Source organism: Arthrobacter sp. TmtSoilC79, from assembly GCF_059739405.1.
Genome location: NZ_AP046051.1, coordinates 3,650,876 through 3,667,007 on the forward strand (window position 1 = coordinate 3,650,876; position 16,132 = coordinate 3,667,007).

Genomic DNA, 16,132 nt, shown 5'->3' on the forward strand with positions numbered 1-16,132 from the left:
CCCTTAGTTCTCGAAGTCTTCGATCGGCGGGCAGGAGCACACCAAGTTGCGGTCACCTGCAGCGCCGTCAATACGGCCGACCGGCGGGAAGTACTTGTCCTGCTTGAGGTGGTGGACGGGGAAGGCGGCCTGCTCGCGCGGGTACTCGCGGTCCCACTCGGAACTTACGACGGCGGCAGCCGTGTGGGGCGCGCGGCGAAGCGGGGAATCCTGCACGGAGAAATCGCCGTGAGCAACCTGCTCAATCTCGGCACGGATGGTGATCATGGCTTCGATGAAGCGGTCGATCTCGGCAAGGTCCTCGGACTCGGTGGGCTCCACCATCAAGGTGCCCGCAACCGGGAACGCCAGGGTGGGGGCGTGGAAGCCGAAGTCGATCAGGCGCTTGGCAACGTCCTCAGCGGTGACGCCGGTCTTGGCCGTCAGTTCGCGCAGGTCCAGGATGCACTCGTGGGCCACCAGTCCGCCTTCGCCGGTGTAGAGGACCGGGAAGTGATCGTTCAGGCGGGATGCGATGTAGTTCGCAGCCAGCAGCGCCGACTTGGTTGCCTCGGTGAGGCCCTGGCCACCCATGAGCTTCACGTAGGCCCAGGAGATGGGCAGGACGCCGGCGGAACCGAAACGCGATGCCGAAATCGGGACGTCGTTGCCTTCGGTCCAGATGGCTGCATCGCCGGGCATGAACGGTGCAAGGTGCGCCTTGGCTGCCACGGGACCAACACCCGGGCCGCCGCCGCCGTGGGGGATGCAGAACGTCTTGTGCAGGTTCAGGTGGGACACGTCGCCGCCGAACTTGCCCGGCTGGGCGAGCCCAACCAGGGCGTTGAGGTTGGCGCCGTCAATGTAGACCTGGCCGCCGGCTGCGTGGATGGCGTCGCAGACTTCGCGAACGTCGGCATCGTACACACCGTGCGTGGACGGGTAGGTGATCATGATGGCCGACAACACCTCGCGGTTGGCCTCGATCTTGGCGGCAAGGTCCGCGTGATCGATCGTGCCGTCAGCAGCCGTGGCCACCACAACAACCTTCATGCCGGCCAGCACTGCCGAGGCTGCGTTGGTGCCGTGGGCGGAAGCGGGAATGAGGCAGACGTTGCGCTGCTCGTCGCCACGGGACAGGTGGTAGCCACGGATGGCCAGCAGGCCCGCGAGCTCTCCCTGGGAACCGGCGTTCGGCTGGATGGACACTTGGTCGTAGCCGGTGATCTCGGTCAGCTGGGATTCGAGGTCGGTGATGAGTTCGCGCCAGCCCTCGGTCTGGGAATCCGGAGCGAACGGGTGGATGGAGGCGAACTCGGGCCAGGAAATGGCTTCCATCTCAGCGGTGGCGTTCAGCTTCATGGTGCACGAGCCCAGCGGGATCATGGTGCGGTCCAGCGCGAGGTCCCGGTCCGAAAGCTTGCGGATGTAGCGCAGGAGCTGGGTTTCGGAGCGGTGCGTGTTGAACACCGGGTGCTGCATGAAGTCGCTGGTGCGCTCCACGGAAGCTTCAAGCGCGAAGCCTTCAGCGGCGTCAGCAACCGAAGCGCCGAAGACCGCCGCGACGTCAGCAACAACCTCGGAAGTGGTGGTCTCATCAACAGAGATACCAACAGTGTCAGCGTCAACGCCGCGCAGATTGATGCCCTTGGCCTCGGCAGCAGCGACGACCTCTGCAGCCTTGCCCGGGACGCGGACGGTGATGGTATCGAAGAAGGAACCGTGAAGGACCTCGACGCCGGCAGCCTTCAGTGATGCTGCAAGGGTGCGGGCGTGGCTGTGGGCGGTCTCGGCAATAGCCTTCAAACCCTCCGGGCCGTGATAGACCGCGTACATCGAGGCCACGATGGCCAGCAACGCCTGCGCGGTACAGATGTTGGACGTCGCCTTTTCGCGGCGGATGTGCTGCTCGCGGGTCTGCAGCGCCAAGCGGTAGGCGGGGACACCGGCGTCGTCCTTGGAAACGCCTACCAGGCGGCCGGGCATGGAACGCTCCAGGCCTTTCTGGACGGCCATGTAGGCCGCGTGCGGGCCGCCGAAGAACAGCGGAACACCCAGGCGCTGGGCGGAACCAACAGCAATATCGGCGCCCTGCTCACCGGGAGGGGTGATGAGCGTCAGGGAGAGGAGGTCGGCTGCGACCGTGACCAGCGCGCCGCGTTCCTTGGCTTCAGCAATGACAGCAGAGTGGTCGAACACGCGGCCGGAAACGCCGGGCTGCTGCAGGACAACGCCGTTGATGGCGCCTTCCGGGAGGCCCAGGGAGAGATCGGCGACCTCAACCTCGAAGCCGAGTGCTTCGGCGCGGCCCTTGACGATGGCGATGGTCTGCGGGAGGCAGTCGGCATCGAGGACGGTCTTGCCGTCCTGGACAGCCTTGTTCTTGTTGGCGCGGCGCATCATGAGGACGGCTTCGGCAACGGCGGTTGCTTCGTCAAGCAGGGAGGCGTTGGCGATGGGCAGGCCAACCAGGTCCTGGACCATGGTCTGGAAGTTCAGCAGCGCTTCAAGGCGGCCCTGGGAGATTTCCGGCTGGTACGGGGTGTAGGCGGTGTACCAGGCCGGGGACTCAAGGATGTTGCGGCGGATCACCGGCGGCGTCACGGTGTCGTAGTAGCCCTGGCCGATCATCTGGACGGCAGTCTTGTTCTTGGATGCGAGCTTGCGCAGTTCGGCAAGAACCTCGACTTCGCTCAGCGCGTTTTCCAGGGTGAGGGCAACATCCTGGCGGATATCGTTCGGAACGGCGGTGTCGACCAGCGAATCGACGGTGTCGTAGCCGACGGACTTGAGCATGGTCTCAATCTCGGACTGGCGGCGGGCGCCAATATGCCGATCGACGAAGGTGGTGGAGGCAGAACTAACCGTCACGAAGGAACTCCATTACTTGGGCGGCGTTTGGGTACGCCACAGCGGCTGGGTTCCTCCCCGCTCTGTATTGGACCTGAGAGTTTCCGCGGGTTGCGTGAACAACCATCGCTTGCACCGTCGGTGAGCACAGCGCCCATCCACCCTGAGGTGTGCTGAGTGCCTGCTGCTTTCCAGAGTTGCCTTGCCGCGGCGGTGCGTGGGCCTGAGAGATTCCTGGGGAGGGTTTGCTCCTACGGCGCCTGCATCACTTGCTTGCAGGACTCTCCCGCCGCAGATCAAAGGCATGTTCAGTTGTAGGTGGGCACCTTGTTGGGCACGCCACAAGAGTTAATTGTCCTACGCGCCGGGCTCTGCAGCAAATGGATGAATCACTACTTCCGCAGCCGCTCCAGGACCCCGAGCAGGATTTCGACGTCGGCCTCCCGCCCGGCGTTGCCGCCTTCCTGGCCGCCTTCAAAGATGGCATTGAAATAGAGGCCGTCGCCCATATAGCTGACGGCCTTGGCAACCTCCGGTCCGACGTCTTCGGCCAGCACGTCCAGCCAGCGCTGCTGGATGGCGGCGAACCGGCGGCGGGTTTCCTCGTGGGCCACTTCAGCCAGGCGGGTGGCAGCGACGAAGGCCCTGTCCATGGGGGTATCTGCCCAGAGCGATGACCGGATGAAGTAGGCAGCCGAACCATCGGGTGCTGCCTTCATTAGTTCAGTGTCTTCATCGGCGAGTAAGTCCAGGCGTTCCAACAGTGCCGTGATCAGCGCTTCCTTGTTGGGGAAGTGGTAGAGCAGCCCACCTTTGGATACCCCGGCACGTTTGGCAACGGCGTCGAGGGTGGCAGCCCTCTCCCCTACCTCTATAAGGAGGGCTTCAAAGGCATCCAGGACCGCGTCCCGGGCAACTGGTTTTCGTGGCATGTGTCCATCATTCCCTAAAGGCTCATGGGGCTGGTCAGTTGAAACTATACCGTCTGGACGGTACAGTAGTGGAATGTTCTCGCCGTCCCCAACCCAAGCACCCCGTTCCGCTGATCCCGTTAAGGGCCAGGCAGCACCGTGGCGCGACTGGACGGCTCTGGCACTCCTGATGTTTCCGGTGCTGCTGGTGGCCGTCGACAACACCGCGCTCACCTTTGCCCTGCCCGAAATTGCCCGCTCCCTGGACGTCGGCGGCGTCCAATTGCTCTGGATCGTTGACGCCTACCCGCTGGTTCTTGCCGCGTTGCTGGTATCCATGGGCAACCTCGGCGACAGGATCGGACGACGGCGGCTGCTGCTGATCGGCAGCACGGGCTTCGCGGCGGTTTCGGCTGCTACAGCTTTCGCGCCTTCGGCTGAGTGGCTCATTGCAGGACGCGCCGGCCTTGGCGTCTTCGGCGCCATGCTGATGCCCTCAACGCTGTCCTTGATCCGGAACATCTTCACCGATCCCAACCGGCGCCGGCTTGCCATCGCTGTCTGGGCTGCCGGTTTCTCCGGTGGTGCCGCCCTTGGACCCATCTTCGGCGGTTGGTTGGTAGAGCACTTCTGGTGGGGTGCGGTGTTCCTCGTGGCCGCTTTCCTGCTCCTGCCGCTTCTTGTTTTCGGCAGGGCACTCATTCCGGAATCCAAGGACGCCAATCCCGGCCGCGTGGACGTGGCCAGCATTGTCCTTTCCGTGGTCACCATGGCTCCGTTCGTCTACGGCATCAAGGAATTCGCAGTCCACGGCTTCGGGGCGTCCGCGGCCGCATTCATGGGCTTCGGCCTGGTGATGGGCATTCTGTTTGTGCGTCGCCAGCAGCGGATCGAGAACCCCATGCTGGACGTTGCCCTGTTCAATAACAAGGTCTTCAGCACTGCAATCGTGGCGAACGTCCTGTCGCTCTTCTCCATGACAGGCTTCATCTACTTCTTCGCCCAGCACCTGCAGCTTGTTGAGGGTCAGTCACCCATGGAAGCCGGAATCGCCATGATTCCCGCCCTCCTGGCAACAGTCATCGCCGGCCTGCTGGTGGTGCCGCTGGTCAGGCGTGTCCGCCCCGGATACGTGGTGGCCGCCGGCCTGACACTCAGCGCCGTGGGCTACTTGATTGTGATGGTGGGCGACCACGGCAGCGGCCCCGTCTTCCTGCTGTCCGCCTTGACGGTCCTCGCAATCGGCGTGGGCGCAGCGGAAACCATTTCCAATGACCTCATCCTGGCTTCCGTTCCGGCAAATAAGTCCGGCGCCGCCTCCGCAATCTCCGAGACCGGTTACGAACTGGGTTCGCTCCTGGGAACGGCTGTACTCGGATCCATCCTCACGGCTTCCTACCAGCACAACCTCGTGATTCCAGACGGCGTTTCCCCGCAGGCAGCCGGGAAGTCCAGCGAAACCCTTGCCGGCGCCGTGGATGCGGCCGCAGCCCTTCCGGCACCTTTGTCGGAGGCCCTGACGGTCGCCGCCCGGACGGCTTTCGAGTCCGGCGTCCACATCACTGCGGCGATTGGGCTGGTATTGATGGCTGGCGCGGCAGTGCTCGCCGCCGTCGTGCTCCGCCGTGTGCCGAAGGCGCAGTAGAGGCTCAGTAAGGACACAGCGCCGTTGTGAGGCCCGCTCCGCGTGATTCCGTAGGGATTTAGCACGCAAAGCGGGCCTCACAACGCTTCGGTTGGTGCCGCCTTTTTGTCGACGCCGGCAGTCAGGTCATCGATTCTGTCGAGGGCGTCGCTGAGCCTGCTGACCGTGCTCCATAGCTCTGGGTGCTGCTCCTTGACTTCCTCGAGCGCGGTTCCGGCGGAGGTCAGGGAGGCGAGGTCGAAACTTACGTTGGTTCGGGCTCCGCTGATGGCTGCACGGAGGGCTCCGAAACCGACCACGACGTCGGCGATCAGCGCGGGATTGCCGTGGGATGCGAGCCAGCCGAGGTCTTCAATGGCGTGGATGGCCCGCTCGCCCAGGACTGCGGAGGCCTTGGCAGCATCAACGGAGGCCTGGTGGATTGCGTCGTCGCGCTCCGGCCCGGGATCCAGGCGGAAGGCGGCGCCGAAGGCGTTGGAGGCGGAAGAGTCGTCGTCCGCCAATTGCAGGGCATCTTCACGCAGTTCACGGGCACGGGCATGGATGCCCGAGAGCTTTTCGTGCTGGTCCTCCCCGGCCTCGGTGTATCCGGCCACCATGGAGGTCAGGGAAGCGGCGATGGAGAGCATGACTCCTGTCCCGGCGCCACCGCCCGGCGAGCCGGTGGATTCGGCCAGCGCTTTGGTCCATTCCTCAACAGTGGATTGCTGTGTCGTGGCTGCTTGGGAATCATTCATGCCATCCAGTGTGCCGGGGCTTCCCAGGCTTTGCATCTTCAGGCTGGATACACTGGCCAGACCTAGGCGTCGAATGAAAAGGGCAGACTCATGACCATTGACCTCGAAGAGCTGTACAAAGACCTGCACGCCCATCCCGAGTTGTCCTTCCAAGAGACCCGGACAGCCGGGATTGCAGCGGCGCACCTGGAAGACCTTGGCTTCACTGTCCACCGAAACATCGGAAAAACCGGCGTGGTCGGCGTTCTGGAAAACGGACCCGGACCGGTAGTGATGCTCAGGGCAGACATGGATGCACTGCCCGTCAAGGAAGCAACCTGCCTGGACTATGCGAGCACGGCCATGGGTGTTGACCATGAGGGCAAGGACATGCCGGTCATGCACGCTTGCGGCCATGACGTACACGTCAGTTGCCTGGTTGGCGCGGTGGAGGTTTTGGTCGCGCAACGTGATCAGTGGCAGGGCACCCTGGTGGCCCTCTTCCAGCCAGCCGAGGAGTGGGGTGGCGGGGCCGAAACCATGGTGGCCGATGGCCTGTACGACGCCGTGCCCAAACCCGACGTCGTACTGGGCCAGCACGTAGCCCCCTTCCCCGCCGGCTGGTTCGGAATCCGGCCCGGTGTCACCATGGCATCCGCCGATTCCCTCAACATCACCCTCCATGGGCGCGGCGGTCACGGTTCACGCCCGGAGACCACTGTTGACCCGGTGCTGATGGCTGCGGCAACCACCGTCCGGCTGCAGGGCATTGTTGCCCGTGAGCTGGCAGCGAGTGATTCCGCGGTAGTGACCGTGGGGCAGATCCACTCGGGCACCAAGAACAACATCATTCCCGAAACAGCAACTTTGGGACTCAGCGTCCGCACCTTCAGCAATGACACCCGGGATAAGATCCTCGGTTCCATCGAGCGCATTGCCGCGGCAGAATCCACAGCGTCAGGGGCACCCAAAGACCCGGAGATTCAGTTTGAAGAGCACTTTCCGCTGACCGTCAACGATCAGGCTGCCACCGATAGGGTGTCTGCGGCGTTCAAGGCAAAGTTTGGCGAAACACAGATCATTGACCCCGGCCCCGTCTCCGGAAGCGAAGACGTGGGCGCCTTGGCCAAGGCCGCCGGTGCTCCCCTGGTTTTCTGGTTCCTCGGTGGTGCCGAGCCTGCCTTGTTCAAGGAATTTGCAACAACAGGGCGCCTTCCCGAAGATATTCCGTCGAATCACTCACCGTATTTTGCGCCCATTATCCAGCCGACCCTGACGCGGGGAACGGAAGCCCTGGTGACGGCGGCCCGGGAATTCCTGGCTGCCAGCACCTAGGCCTTCAGCCAGCCGGCCCGACACCAGTGAAGGCGCCGCAAGCGCAGCGCCTTCACTGGTGTTTCCTTGGTGCGGTCCGGTCCCTGCCTAGACTTTCTCGCTGATGCGGTTCATCGTCGGTTCGGAAACCTCGGAATCCCTGCGACGGCGGGCCAGGAAAGTCCACAGCGTTCCCTCTGTCCGCGGACGGCTCTCCACGGTAACTGCAGGTGCTTTTTCCGGCTCGGACGTGTGCGTCTCGGGCTTGCGCGCGGAGTCTTTCTTCGTGCGCCGCTCGAAGTCGTCGTAGTACGCGTAGCACATACCCAACCTCCTTCAACGGCTGTCCTTCCATCGTCCTCCGGCAAGGCCCGCACGTCGATGGTTTTGTGCTTTGTGATCGGCCGGCTCAACGTGCGTCACGGCCGGTCCAGGAACTAGCGGGACAGGGCCGCGTGCCGCGCTTCCCGGACAGCCAGGGTGGTCTCCTCCATCATGAGATCGGCGTTGATGGCCGCGCCCGCCATGACACCCGCAGCCGCGGAGGCCATCACTTGTCCCGTGAGGTCCGTGACGTTACCTGCTGCCCAGACGCCGGGCACTGATGTCGCTCCACCCATTGGGGCGGCTTCAACATGGGTCCCGACGCCCATCGCATGCTCCACCGTGGGAACGCCCAAAGACTCAAGCACGCCGGACCTTGCCTCCAACCGCGGGCCGGTGACTACGGCGTCCACCGGAATCACCGTTCCCAAGGCCAGGACAACGCCACTCAAGGCGTCGTTGCTGACTTCCAAGGCCTGGACTTTGCCGTCCACCACAGTGATGGAACGGGCAGCCAATTGCTCCCATTGTTCTTCCGTCGGTTCCACCACATCGTTGAGGAACAAGGTGATGTTGGAACTCCACTGGCGGAACAGCAACGCCTGGTGCAACGCCATGGGCACCGAACCCAGGATTCCGATTGCTTTGTTCCGGACTTCCCAGCCGTGGCAGTAAGGGCAGTGGAGAACGTCGCGCCCCCACCGTTCCCGGATCCCCTCGATCTCCGGCAGGACGTCAATCAGCCCGCTGGTGACCAGCACGCGGCGCGCTTTTACTGTCCGGCCATCGGCCAGGTCCACCTCAAAGGCGGGCCCGCCCCCAGCGGTGGGATCCGGCGTCGAACGTGCCTCTACAGCAGTGCCGGACATGATGTCGGCTCCGTACCCGACGGCCTCGGACCGTCCCAAGTCCAGCAGCTCCTTGGGATTGATACCGTCCCGGGAGAGGAACCCGTGCACCCCGGCGGCCGGGGCGTTCCGTGGCTCGCCGGCGTCGATGACCACGACCGACCGCAAGGCTCTGCCCAGCGTCACGGCGGCACTTAACCCAGCTGCGCCACCTCCGATCACCACGACGTCGTACTCCGACACTCCACTGTTCATTGCGTCCATTACCGACTGCCTCCATGCGTCTCCCGCGGCCATGCGCCGCTCCTTCCATGGTTGGCCAAGGTGATTTGGACCAGCAAGTAATTTTGCCGATGTGGCAAAATGAGCGGCATGACAACGGATTTCAGCACAATGCTCGACGCCGTCGGCCCCCGCCTGCGTGCCATGCGGACCCAACGCAACGTGACACTGGCGGAGGCTTCGGAAGCTACCGGCATTTCCGTCAGCACGCTTTCCAGGCTGGAATCGGGCCAACGCAAACCAACACTGGAGCTTCTCCTCCCCATCGCGCGGTTGCATCAGGTCCCCTTGGAAGAACTCATCGATGCCCCGGAAACCGGCGATCCCCGGATCCACCTGAAGCCGCACGTTCATGAGTGGGGCACCGCACTTCCCCTGACCCGGCGCCCGGGCGGCATCCAGGCGTTCAAAATGGTGCTGAAAAGCGGCACCGGAAAAGAAGTACCGCAGCCCCAATCCCATGAGGGCTACGACTGGATGTACATACTCAACGGCAAGCTGCGGCTGGTGCTGGGCGGCAACGACTTTGTCCTGAAACCAGGCGAGGTTGCCGAATTCGATACCCGGACTCCACATTGGTTCGCCAGCGCCACCTCAGAGCCGGTGGAGCTCCTGACCTTGTTCGGCCAGCAAGGCGAGCGCCTTCACGTGCGCGCACGGCCCAAGCGATAGATCGCGCACGCGCTGAGGCTAGGAAGCGAGCCATTCCCGGGAGTTGCGCCGGGATACCGCCGGGTCGGCACCGAGCTCGGTGCGGTTGATTTCAGCCCAGACGTCATCGAGGGAGAGTCCGAGGACATCAGCAATCGCGGCAACGGTGGGGAAGGCCGGCGTTGCCACCCGGCCGGACTCGATCTTGCGGAGCGTCTCGGGCGAGACCCGGGCATCCAGGGCCGTCTCCAACATGGAGCGTTCACCCCGGGCGCGCCGCAGAAGGGCGCCGAGACGTTGTCCTCGCTCGGCCTCTGCGGGTGTAAGGGGCAACCTGACCATGGCTCCAATTGTAATACCGGGATAATATGGCCGGGATAGTTATTGGTCGCCCCATGAAAGGCCCCCGCATGATTGAGATCCTGAGCCGTCCGGAGCTAAGCCGCGCCAAGGAGGCCGGCGCCCTGGTCGCCAACATTCTGCACACGCTGAAGGGCCGGGCAACGGTGGGCACAAATCTGCTGGACATCGACAAGTGGGCCAAGTCCATGATCCTCGAGGCCGGAGCGGTGTCCTGCTACGTCGACTACGCGCCCTCCTTCGGCCGCGGACCGTTCGGCCACTACATCTGCACCGGGGTAAACGACGCCGTCCTGCACGGCCTCCCCCGGGATTACGCCTTGGCTGACGGCGATCTGCTGACCCTCGACCTGGCTGTCTCCAAGAACGGAATCGCCGCAGACTCCGCCATCAGCTTCATTGTGGGCGAGTCCAAACCAGCGGAGAGTATGGCAATGATTGAAGCCACTGAACGAGCCTTGCGGGCAGGCATAGAGGCTGCCCGTCCCGGCGCACGCATCGGCGACCTCTCCTACGCCATCGGCTCGGTCCTCAGTGAGGCCGGCTACCCCGTCAATACCGAGTTCGGTGGGCACGGCATTGGCTCCACCATGCACCAGGAGCCCCACGTGCCGAACATGGGCCGCCCCGGCCGCGGGTACAAGCTGCGGCCCGGACTGCTGCTTGCCCTTGAGCCGTGGGTCATGGCCGATACGGCACAACTTGTGACCGACGCCGACGGCTGGACCCTGCGCAGCGTCACCGGCTGCCGAACCGCCCACACTGAGCACACCATCGCCATCACCGACGGAGCAGCTGAGATCCTTACCCTGCCAACCCTGGCGCCCTAACCCGCGAGCCCGGCCCCGCCCCGCCCGGCCGAGCCCGCCCCGCCCGGCCGAGCCCGCCCCGCCCGGCCGAGCCCGCGAGCCCGAGCCCGCCACAGCCCACCCCGCCGAGCCTCCACTTCACCCCCATGTTGACCACAAGCATGGGGGTGAACTGCTATCTCCGGGGGCTGAACCCCAAGCCCCACCCGGTCATAAATGAAAGGCATTCACTTAACCCCTTGCGCTCAGCAGTGACTCGCGCCATACTAAATGAACGCTATTCATTTAGTGACTGTCGTCTCACCGGAGTACATGCCACCATGATTGAAATAACCTGCCTCGAAGCCCCGACTTCCCTGGCCCGCACCGAGCCCTCAACGCGCACCCCCTTGCGGGTAGGCGTTGTCCAGCACTGCTGGCACGCCGACGAGGCCGCTCTCCGCGCCGAACTCACAGAGGGCATCGAGCGTGCTGCCAAGCTGGGAGCCACCGTTGTTTTCCTGCCTGAGCTGACCCTCTCCCGCTACCCCGCGGACACCCGCCCGGAGAACAATCCGGCTGCAGGCATCCGCCCCTCCGACATCACCGAGGACCTCCTCACAGGGCCCACCTTCACCTTTGCTGCTGAAGCCGCCAGGAAGTACGGCGTCTCAGTGCACGCCTCGCTTTACCAGCGGGCCGAAAACCCGGACGGCAGCGATGACGGCCTGGGCCTGAACACCGCCATCCTGGTGAACCCCGCAGGCGAACTGGTGGCCCGCACCCACAAACTGCACATCCCTGTAACCGCCGGCTACTACGAGGACAAGTTCTTCCGCAAAGGCCCGGAAGCAGAAGACGCTTATGCGGTCCACGCTCCGGCCGAACTGGGGGGCGCGCGCCTGGGCATGCCCACCTGCTGGGACGAATGGTTCCCCGAACTTGCCCGCCTGTACTCCCTGGGCGGCGCCGAAATCCTGGTCTACCCCACGGCCATCGGATCCGAACCGGACCACCCCGATTTCGACACGCAGCCCTTGTGGCAGCAGGTGATCGTGGGCAACGGCATCGCCAACGGACTGTTCATGATCGCCCCCAACCGCTACGGCAACGAGGGCACCTTGAACTTCTACGGTTCATCCTTCATCTCCGATCCCTACGGCCGTATCCTGGCCCAGGCACCCCGCGACGAATCAGCTGTCCTGGTGGCAGACCTGGACCTCGACCAGCGCAAGGACTGGCTGACGCTGTTCCCCTTCCTGGCAACCCGCCGCCCGGAAACCTACGCGCGCCTCACCGAACCGGTGGACCCCAACGCCCCGCTCGGCGCAGCACAAGCACAAGCAGTCTCCGCATGAGCGCCTGGCGCATGCCCTCCGAAACGGCTCCCCAGGACCGTGTCTGGATGGCCTTCCCCACCGGTGGCTACACCCTGGGCGATACCGAAGAAGAAGCGCACGCCGCCCGCTCCACCTGGGCAGCTGTAGCCAACGCCATCCTCGAGTTCGAGCCCGTCACCGTGGTGGTAGCACCCGACGACGTCGAAACGGCTTCGCGCTACCTGGACCCCCGCGTTGAGGTACTCACCGCCGAACTCAACGATGCCTGGATGCGCGACATTGGGCCCTCGTTCGTGCTGGATGCAAACAACCAGCTCGGTGCCGTGGACTGGATCTTCAACGGCTGGGGCGGCCAGGACTGGGCTGCGTGGGACAAAGACTCCCTGATGGCCGCAAACGTGACCGAACGTGCCGGCGCCACCCACCTCCCCTCCGGGATCGTGAACGAGGGCGGCGGAATCCAGGTCGATGGCGAGGGCACAGTCCTGGTCACCGAGACCGTGCAGCTTGATCAGGGCCGGAACCCCGGACTGACCAAAGCCGACATCGAAGAAGAGCTGGCCCGCACCATCGGCGCCACCCACGTAGTGTGGCTGCCCCGCGGCCTCACCCGTGATTCCGAGAAGTTCGGCACCCGTGGACACGTGGACATCGTGGCAGCCATCCCCAGCCCCGGTACGCTGCTGGTCCACTCCCAGCAGAACCCGGAACACCCGGACTACAAGGTCTCCCGGGAGATCATCGACTTCCTGCGCACCACCCACGACGCAGCCGGCAGGGAATGGAACATCATCGAAGTTCCCGCCCCCGAAGCCCTGACCGACGACGAGGGGTTTGTGGACTACAGCTACATCAACCACCTGGTGGTCAATGGCGGCGTCATCGCCTGCAGCTTCAACGACCCCATGGACGAGAAAGCACTCCGCATTCTCGCCGATGCCTACCCCGGCCGGCGCGTGGTCAGTGTTGACGCACGCGAACTCTTCGCCCGGGGTGGCGGCATCCACTGCATCACACAGCAACAGCCTTCGGCCATCTAGAAAGGGCCTCCCATGAGCCAGACAATCCGCGCCGGTGCTTCCAAAAGCACCGCTGACGCCGCAACGTCGCACGACATCAGCGGCAAGGGACTGAAGACGGGGCAGTTGGGGCTCCTCGCCGTCGTCGTTCTTGGCATTTCAACCATCGCACCGGCGTATACCTTGACGGGTGCGCTGGGCCCCACGGTCAACGAAGTCGGGCTGCAATTGCCCGTGATCTTCCTGATCGGCTTCATTCCGATGATCCTGGTCTCGCTGGCCTACAGGGAACTCAACGCGGATTCCCCGGACAGCGGAACCACGTTCACCTGGGTCACCAAAGCGTTCGGCCCGTGGGTGGGCTGGATGGGCGGTTGGGGCCTCCTCGCGGCCAACATCATTGTCCTGTCCAACCTGGCAGGGGTCGCAGTGGACTTCTTCTACCTCTTCCTGGCCCAGGCAACCGGCTCACCCGAGCTCGCCGACCTCGCCTCCAACAAGCTCTTGAACGTGGCCACCTGCTTCGTTTTCGTGGCCCTGGCAGTGTGGATCAGCTACCGCGGCCTGCACACCACCAAAATTGTCCAGTACGGACTGGTGGGGTTCCAGCTGCTGGTCCTGGGCATCTTTGTGGCCATGGCCTTTGCCAACTGGTCCACGTCCGAGACCGCTGTTCCCTTCAGCTGGGACTGGTTCGACGTCACCAAGATTGAAACCTTTGGCCAGATAGCCGCCGGTATCTCGTTGTCGATCTTCGTGTACTGGGGCTGGGACGTCTGCCTGACCGTTAACGAGGAAACCGCCAACGGCAAGAAGACCGCCGGTCTCGCAGGCACGCTCACGGCCGTCATTGTGCTGGGCATCTACCTCCTGGTCACCATTGCCACGATGATGTTTGCGGGCGTGGGCGACACAGGCATCGGCCTGAACAACGAGGAAAACCACGCCAACGTCTTTACCGCGCTCGCGTCGCCTGTGATGGGTCCGTTTGCGATCCTCATGTCCCTCGCGGTGCTGTCCAGTTCGGCGGCCTCCCTGCAGTCCACCTTCACCTCGCCCTCGCGCAGCCTGCTGGCCATGGCGCACTACGGCGCCCTGCCTGAACGCTTCAGCCACATGAGCAAGAAGTTTTCGACGCCGGGCTTTGCCACCGTAGCGGCCGGCGTCCTGTCCGCGGGCTTCTATGCAGTGATGCACGTAATCAGCGAGAACGTCCTCAACGACACCATCCTGGCCCTCGGCCTGATGATCTGCTTCTACTACGGACTGACGGCCATCGCCTGTGCCTGGTACTTCCGTAACAGCGTGTTCGACAATGCCCGGAACTTCTTCCTGCGGCTTGTGTGCCCCCTGGTGGGTGGCGTGGGACTGTTCGTGGTGTTCGTGCAGACCGCCATCGACAGCTGGGCTCCGGAGTTCGGCAGTGGGTCCGAGATCTTCGGCGTAGGGCTGGTGTTCGTCCTCGGCATCGGGATCCTGGCACTGGGTGCTGTGCTGATGCTGATCATGGCCCGCATCCGGCCCGGGTTCTTCCGGGGCGAGACCATCCGGCAAGACACACCCGCTTTGGTGGTACCTGAGTAGCGCTTCCCGAAAACGCTGGAAAGCTGCCAGTTCGCCGGAATTTTCCGGCGGACTGGCAGCTTTCCTGGGTTCTGGGCATACCCTCAGCAGCCCTACCAATGGTGGGCGACGTCCACTACCAGGCGGGAGCCGCCGTCGGGCCCGTCCAAGGTGAGCACCCTGAACGGAAGCCGGGCACGCACACCCAGCCCAATGCTGGTGGTGCCCTCAAAGCTACCGGCATAAACCACCTGCCGGAAGGTCTGGTAACCGGAGACGTCGGAGAGCTCCGCCTTGGCTGCGGGCAGGTAGGTCGGCTGGCTGTACTGGTTGTACGACGGCGCGGTCACTACCACTTGCAGGTCCGCGTCACCGATCACCGGAATGGGATAGCCCGTGGCGTCCTGGGTGACCACCGGAACATAGCGGACGGAGTAGCCGGCCACTTTGCCCGTCATGTCAATCACCAGGCGGTCGAAACAGGGCTGCTGGCCGGTCCGGACGTTGGTGACATTGGCTGAGCTCATATCAGGGTCGGCCTTGGCCAACGAACCCCAGGCCAACCCGCAGTAAGATGCTGCCGAGGCTGGCCCCGGCGCCGCCAGACCGAGCCCGGCAGCAGCCAGGACCGCTGCCAGGCCCGCTCCAATTTTCCTCATTTTTTGTGCCCCCTTCAGGCGAAGTTGATACTTCAACAGTAGGAGGGCAGGAGGCATTTCGGGCCTGTTGTGGCCGCTTCGGCGCACAACCGTTAAAGGGACAACGGGGTGGTCACGGGACGGGCATTAAGGACGGCTTTTGCGGCCGTTGCAGGGACATTTGAGGGTCTTCGCACCCGTGTTCGTGATCGAAGATAACGGAGACCCTGGCGTGATCTAGCCTTCGCAGTCCTTGCAGAACTTGAGGCCGTTCTTTTCAAGCGCAATCTGGGAGCGGTGCCGGACCAGGAAACAGGAACCACACGTGAATTCGTCCGACTGCTCGGGGACAACAATGACGGTCAGTTCTTCGCCGGAAAGATCGGCGCCCGGAAGGTCGATTCCTTCGGCAGTATCGTTCTCTTCGACGTCGATTACTGCAGTCTGTGCAGCGTTGCCACGGGATGCCTGAAGAGCCTCAAGAGATTCAGCGGGAGACTCTTCTTCGGTCTTGCGCGGGGCGTCGTAATCAGTAGCCATTGAGGGTTCGCTTTCGTTGCTGCATGGTGCCTCTTCCGGCACCCAGTGAAGCAGTTTAGGGCATAGTACCCGCGATCAACGAATAGTGTGCCCAACGCAACATTGTGCAGCTTCGACAGCAATCCCTATGGCTCTGAGGGCACCTTCAGGGCGTGGGACTGGATGGCCTGGGCGCCGGCCACTGTCACCCCGCTCAGCGCAGGCAGCCATGCCAGGCGGTGCTCTTCGGCGGCTTCCCCTTCTGCGCAATCCAGGACATAGGCGGCTTCGATCCACGCCAAAAATCCAGTGCCGATGCGGGTTGCCAGCGAGGCCAGTGAAGCGATCATGCGGCAACGGTATCCAGCCCTGATGTGGGGGCCGT

Annotated in this window: 16 protein-coding genes and 2 riboswitches; of the genes, 7 read left to right on the top strand and 9 right to left on the bottom strand. The window is 63.8% G+C overall.

Going from position 1 to position 16,132, the window contains the following annotated elements; genetic code table 11:
* Positions 1-3: 3 nt before the first annotated feature.
* Together gcvP and AC6JA3_RS16635 are read right to left on the bottom strand one after the other, a co-directional pair.
* Positions 4-2,850 (bottom strand): aminomethyl-transferring glycine dehydrogenase, encoded by a 2,847-nt coding sequence (gcvP, locus tag AC6JA3_RS16630; protein WP_026548257.1) that lies wholly within the window; start codon positions 2,848-2,850, stop codon positions 4-6.
* A gap of 52 nt (positions 2,851-2,902) precedes the next feature.
* Positions 2,903-3,029, bottom strand: a riboswitch (glycine riboswitch).
* 1 nt (position 3,030) lies between these two features.
* Positions 3,031-3,128: riboswitch (glycine riboswitch) on the bottom strand.
* Positions 3,129-3,221: 93 nt separating this feature from the next.
* A complete protein-coding gene (locus AC6JA3_RS16635; RefSeq protein ID WP_026542543.1) occupies positions 3,222-3,761 on the bottom strand; it encodes a TetR/AcrR family transcriptional regulator in 540 nt (179 codons plus the stop codon).
* A 73-nt stretch (positions 3,762-3,834) separates the two neighbouring features.
* On the opposite strand from AC6JA3_RS16635, the gene AC6JA3_RS16640 reads away from it, so the two are divergent.
* A complete protein-coding gene (locus tag AC6JA3_RS16640) occupies positions 3,835-5,385 on the top strand; it encodes an MFS transporter (RefSeq protein ID WP_497920317.1) in 1,551 nt (516 codons plus the stop codon).
* Positions 5,386-5,462: 77 nt separating this feature from the next.
* On the opposite strand, the gene AC6JA3_RS16645 is transcribed toward AC6JA3_RS16640, so the two are convergent.
* Complete coding sequence (locus tag AC6JA3_RS16645; protein WP_026542545.1) at positions 5,463-6,122, bottom strand: cyclodeaminase/cyclohydrolase family protein; 660 nt, start codon at positions 6,120-6,122, stop codon at positions 5,463-5,465.
* 90 nt (positions 6,123-6,212) lie between these two features.
* On the opposite strand from AC6JA3_RS16645, the gene AC6JA3_RS16650 reads away from it, so the two are divergent.
* Positions 6,213-7,436: an amidohydrolase gene (locus AC6JA3_RS16650; RefSeq protein ID WP_497920318.1), complete on the top strand. Its 1,224-nt coding sequence runs from the start codon at positions 6,213-6,215 to the stop codon at positions 7,434-7,436.
* Between the two features lie 87 nt (positions 7,437-7,523).
* Here AC6JA3_RS16650 and AC6JA3_RS16655 read toward each other — a convergent pair whose 3' ends face one another.
* Positions 7,524-7,739: a hypothetical protein gene (locus AC6JA3_RS16655; RefSeq protein WP_497920319.1), complete on the bottom strand. Its 216-nt coding sequence runs from the start codon at positions 7,737-7,739 to the stop codon at positions 7,524-7,526.
* 113 nt (positions 7,740-7,852) lie between these two features.
* Positions 7,853-8,851, bottom strand: coding sequence for an NAD(P)/FAD-dependent oxidoreductase (locus AC6JA3_RS16660; RefSeq protein WP_497920320.1), 999 nt, complete (start codon positions 8,849-8,851; stop codon positions 7,853-7,855).
* Between the two features lie 108 nt (positions 8,852-8,959).
* Here AC6JA3_RS16660 and AC6JA3_RS16665 point away from each other — a divergent pair, with 108 nt between their 5' ends.
* Positions 8,960-9,541 carry a helix-turn-helix domain-containing protein gene (locus AC6JA3_RS16665; protein ID WP_026542549.1) on the top strand — a complete coding sequence of 194 codons (582 nt, stop codon included), beginning with the start codon at positions 8,960-8,962 and terminating at the stop codon, positions 9,539-9,541.
* Between the two features lie 18 nt (positions 9,542-9,559).
* Here the strand turns inward: AC6JA3_RS16665 and AC6JA3_RS16670 are convergent, their stop codons facing one another.
* Positions 9,560-9,862, bottom strand: a complete 303-nt coding sequence (locus tag AC6JA3_RS16670; RefSeq protein WP_026542550.1) for a helix-turn-helix domain-containing protein — start codon at positions 9,860-9,862, stop codon at positions 9,560-9,562.
* 68 nt (positions 9,863-9,930) lie between these two features.
* Here AC6JA3_RS16670 and map point away from each other — a divergent pair, with 68 nt between their 5' ends.
* The 4 genes from map to AC6JA3_RS16690 all read left to right on the top strand — a co-directional run bounded on the left by map (position 9,931) and on the right by AC6JA3_RS16690 (position 14,611).
* Complete coding sequence (map, locus tag AC6JA3_RS16675; protein WP_497920321.1) at positions 9,931-10,710, top strand: type I methionyl aminopeptidase; 780 nt, start codon at positions 9,931-9,933, stop codon at positions 10,708-10,710.
* Positions 10,711-11,009: 299 nt separating this feature from the next.
* Entirely contained in the window at positions 11,010-12,026 is a 1,017-nt protein-coding gene (locus AC6JA3_RS16680; RefSeq protein WP_497920322.1) for a nitrilase-related carbon-nitrogen hydrolase, read from the top strand.
* The gene (locus AC6JA3_RS16685) at positions 12,023-13,048 is read left to right on the top strand and encodes an agmatine deiminase family protein (protein ID WP_497920323.1); all 1,026 of its coding nucleotides are present in this window, start codon (positions 12,023-12,025) and stop codon (positions 13,046-13,048) included. Before AC6JA3_RS16680 ends, AC6JA3_RS16685 begins: the two co-directional genes overlap by 4 nt.
* 12 nt (positions 13,049-13,060) lie before the next feature.
* Positions 13,061-14,611 carry an APC family permease gene (locus AC6JA3_RS16690; RefSeq protein ID WP_223944760.1) on the top strand — a complete coding sequence of 517 codons (1,551 nt, stop codon included), beginning with the start codon at positions 13,061-13,063 and terminating at the stop codon, positions 14,609-14,611.
* Positions 14,612-14,703: 92 nt separating this feature from the next.
* Here the strand turns inward: AC6JA3_RS16690 and AC6JA3_RS16695 are convergent, their stop codons facing one another.
* The 3 genes from AC6JA3_RS16695 to AC6JA3_RS16705 form a co-directional block, all read right to left on the bottom strand.
* The gene (locus AC6JA3_RS16695; protein WP_091554308.1) at positions 14,704-15,249 is read right to left on the bottom strand and encodes an AMIN-like domain-containing (lipo)protein; all 546 of its coding nucleotides are present in this window, start codon (positions 15,247-15,249) and stop codon (positions 14,704-14,706) included.
* 216 nt (positions 15,250-15,465) lie between these two features.
* Positions 15,466-15,768, bottom strand: coding sequence for a DUF4193 domain-containing protein (locus AC6JA3_RS16700; RefSeq protein WP_026542556.1), 303 nt, complete (start codon positions 15,766-15,768; stop codon positions 15,466-15,468).
* 125 nt (positions 15,769-15,893) lie between these two features.
* The gene (locus tag AC6JA3_RS16705) at positions 15,894-16,097 is read right to left on the bottom strand and encodes a hypothetical protein (protein ID WP_497920324.1); all 204 of its coding nucleotides are present in this window, start codon (positions 16,095-16,097) and stop codon (positions 15,894-15,896) included.
* Positions 16,098-16,132 lie beyond the last annotated feature (35 nt).

Coding starts and splice junctions, on each gene's coding strand:
- AC6JA3_RS16635 (WP_026542543.1), bottom strand. CDS start 3,761: ATGCCACGAAAACCAGTTGCCCGGGACGCGGTCCTGGATGCCTTTGAA.
- AC6JA3_RS16640 (WP_497920317.1), top strand. CDS start 3,835: ATGTTCTCGCCGTCCCCAACCCAAGCACCCCGTTCCGCTGATCCCGTT.
- AC6JA3_RS16645 (WP_026542545.1), bottom strand. CDS start 6,122: ATGAATGATTCCCAAGCAGCCACGACACAGCAATCCACTGTTGAGGAA.
- AC6JA3_RS16650 (WP_497920318.1), top strand. CDS start 6,213: ATGACCATTGACCTCGAAGAGCTGTACAAAGACCTGCACGCCCATCCC.
- AC6JA3_RS16655 (WP_497920319.1), bottom strand. CDS start 7,739: ATGTGCTACGCGTACTACGACGACTTCGAGCGGCGCACGAAGAAAGAC.
- AC6JA3_RS16660 (WP_497920320.1), bottom strand. CDS start 8,851: ATGGACGCAATGAACAGTGGAGTGTCGGAGTACGACGTCGTGGTGATC.
- AC6JA3_RS16665 (WP_026542549.1), top strand. CDS start 8,960: ATGACAACGGATTTCAGCACAATGCTCGACGCCGTCGGCCCCCGCCTG.
- AC6JA3_RS16670 (WP_026542550.1), bottom strand. CDS start 9,862: ATGGTCAGGTTGCCCCTTACACCCGCAGAGGCCGAGCGAGGACAACGT.
- map (WP_497920321.1), top strand. CDS start 9,931: ATGATTGAGATCCTGAGCCGTCCGGAGCTAAGCCGCGCCAAGGAGGCC.
- AC6JA3_RS16680 (WP_497920322.1), top strand. CDS start 11,010: ATGATTGAAATAACCTGCCTCGAAGCCCCGACTTCCCTGGCCCGCACC.
- AC6JA3_RS16685 (WP_497920323.1), top strand. CDS start 12,023: ATGAGCGCCTGGCGCATGCCCTCCGAAACGGCTCCCCAGGACCGTGTC.
- AC6JA3_RS16690 (WP_223944760.1), top strand. CDS start 13,061: ATGAGCCAGACAATCCGCGCCGGTGCTTCCAAAAGCACCGCTGACGCC.
- AC6JA3_RS16695 (WP_091554308.1), bottom strand. CDS start 15,249: ATGAGGAAAATTGGAGCGGGCCTGGCAGCGGTCCTGGCTGCTGCCGGG.
- AC6JA3_RS16700 (WP_026542556.1), bottom strand. CDS start 15,768: ATGGCTACTGATTACGACGCCCCGCGCAAGACCGAAGAAGAGTCTCCC.
- AC6JA3_RS16705 (WP_497920324.1), bottom strand. CDS start 16,097: ATGATCGCTTCACTGGCCTCGCTGGCAACCCGCATCGGCACTGGATTT.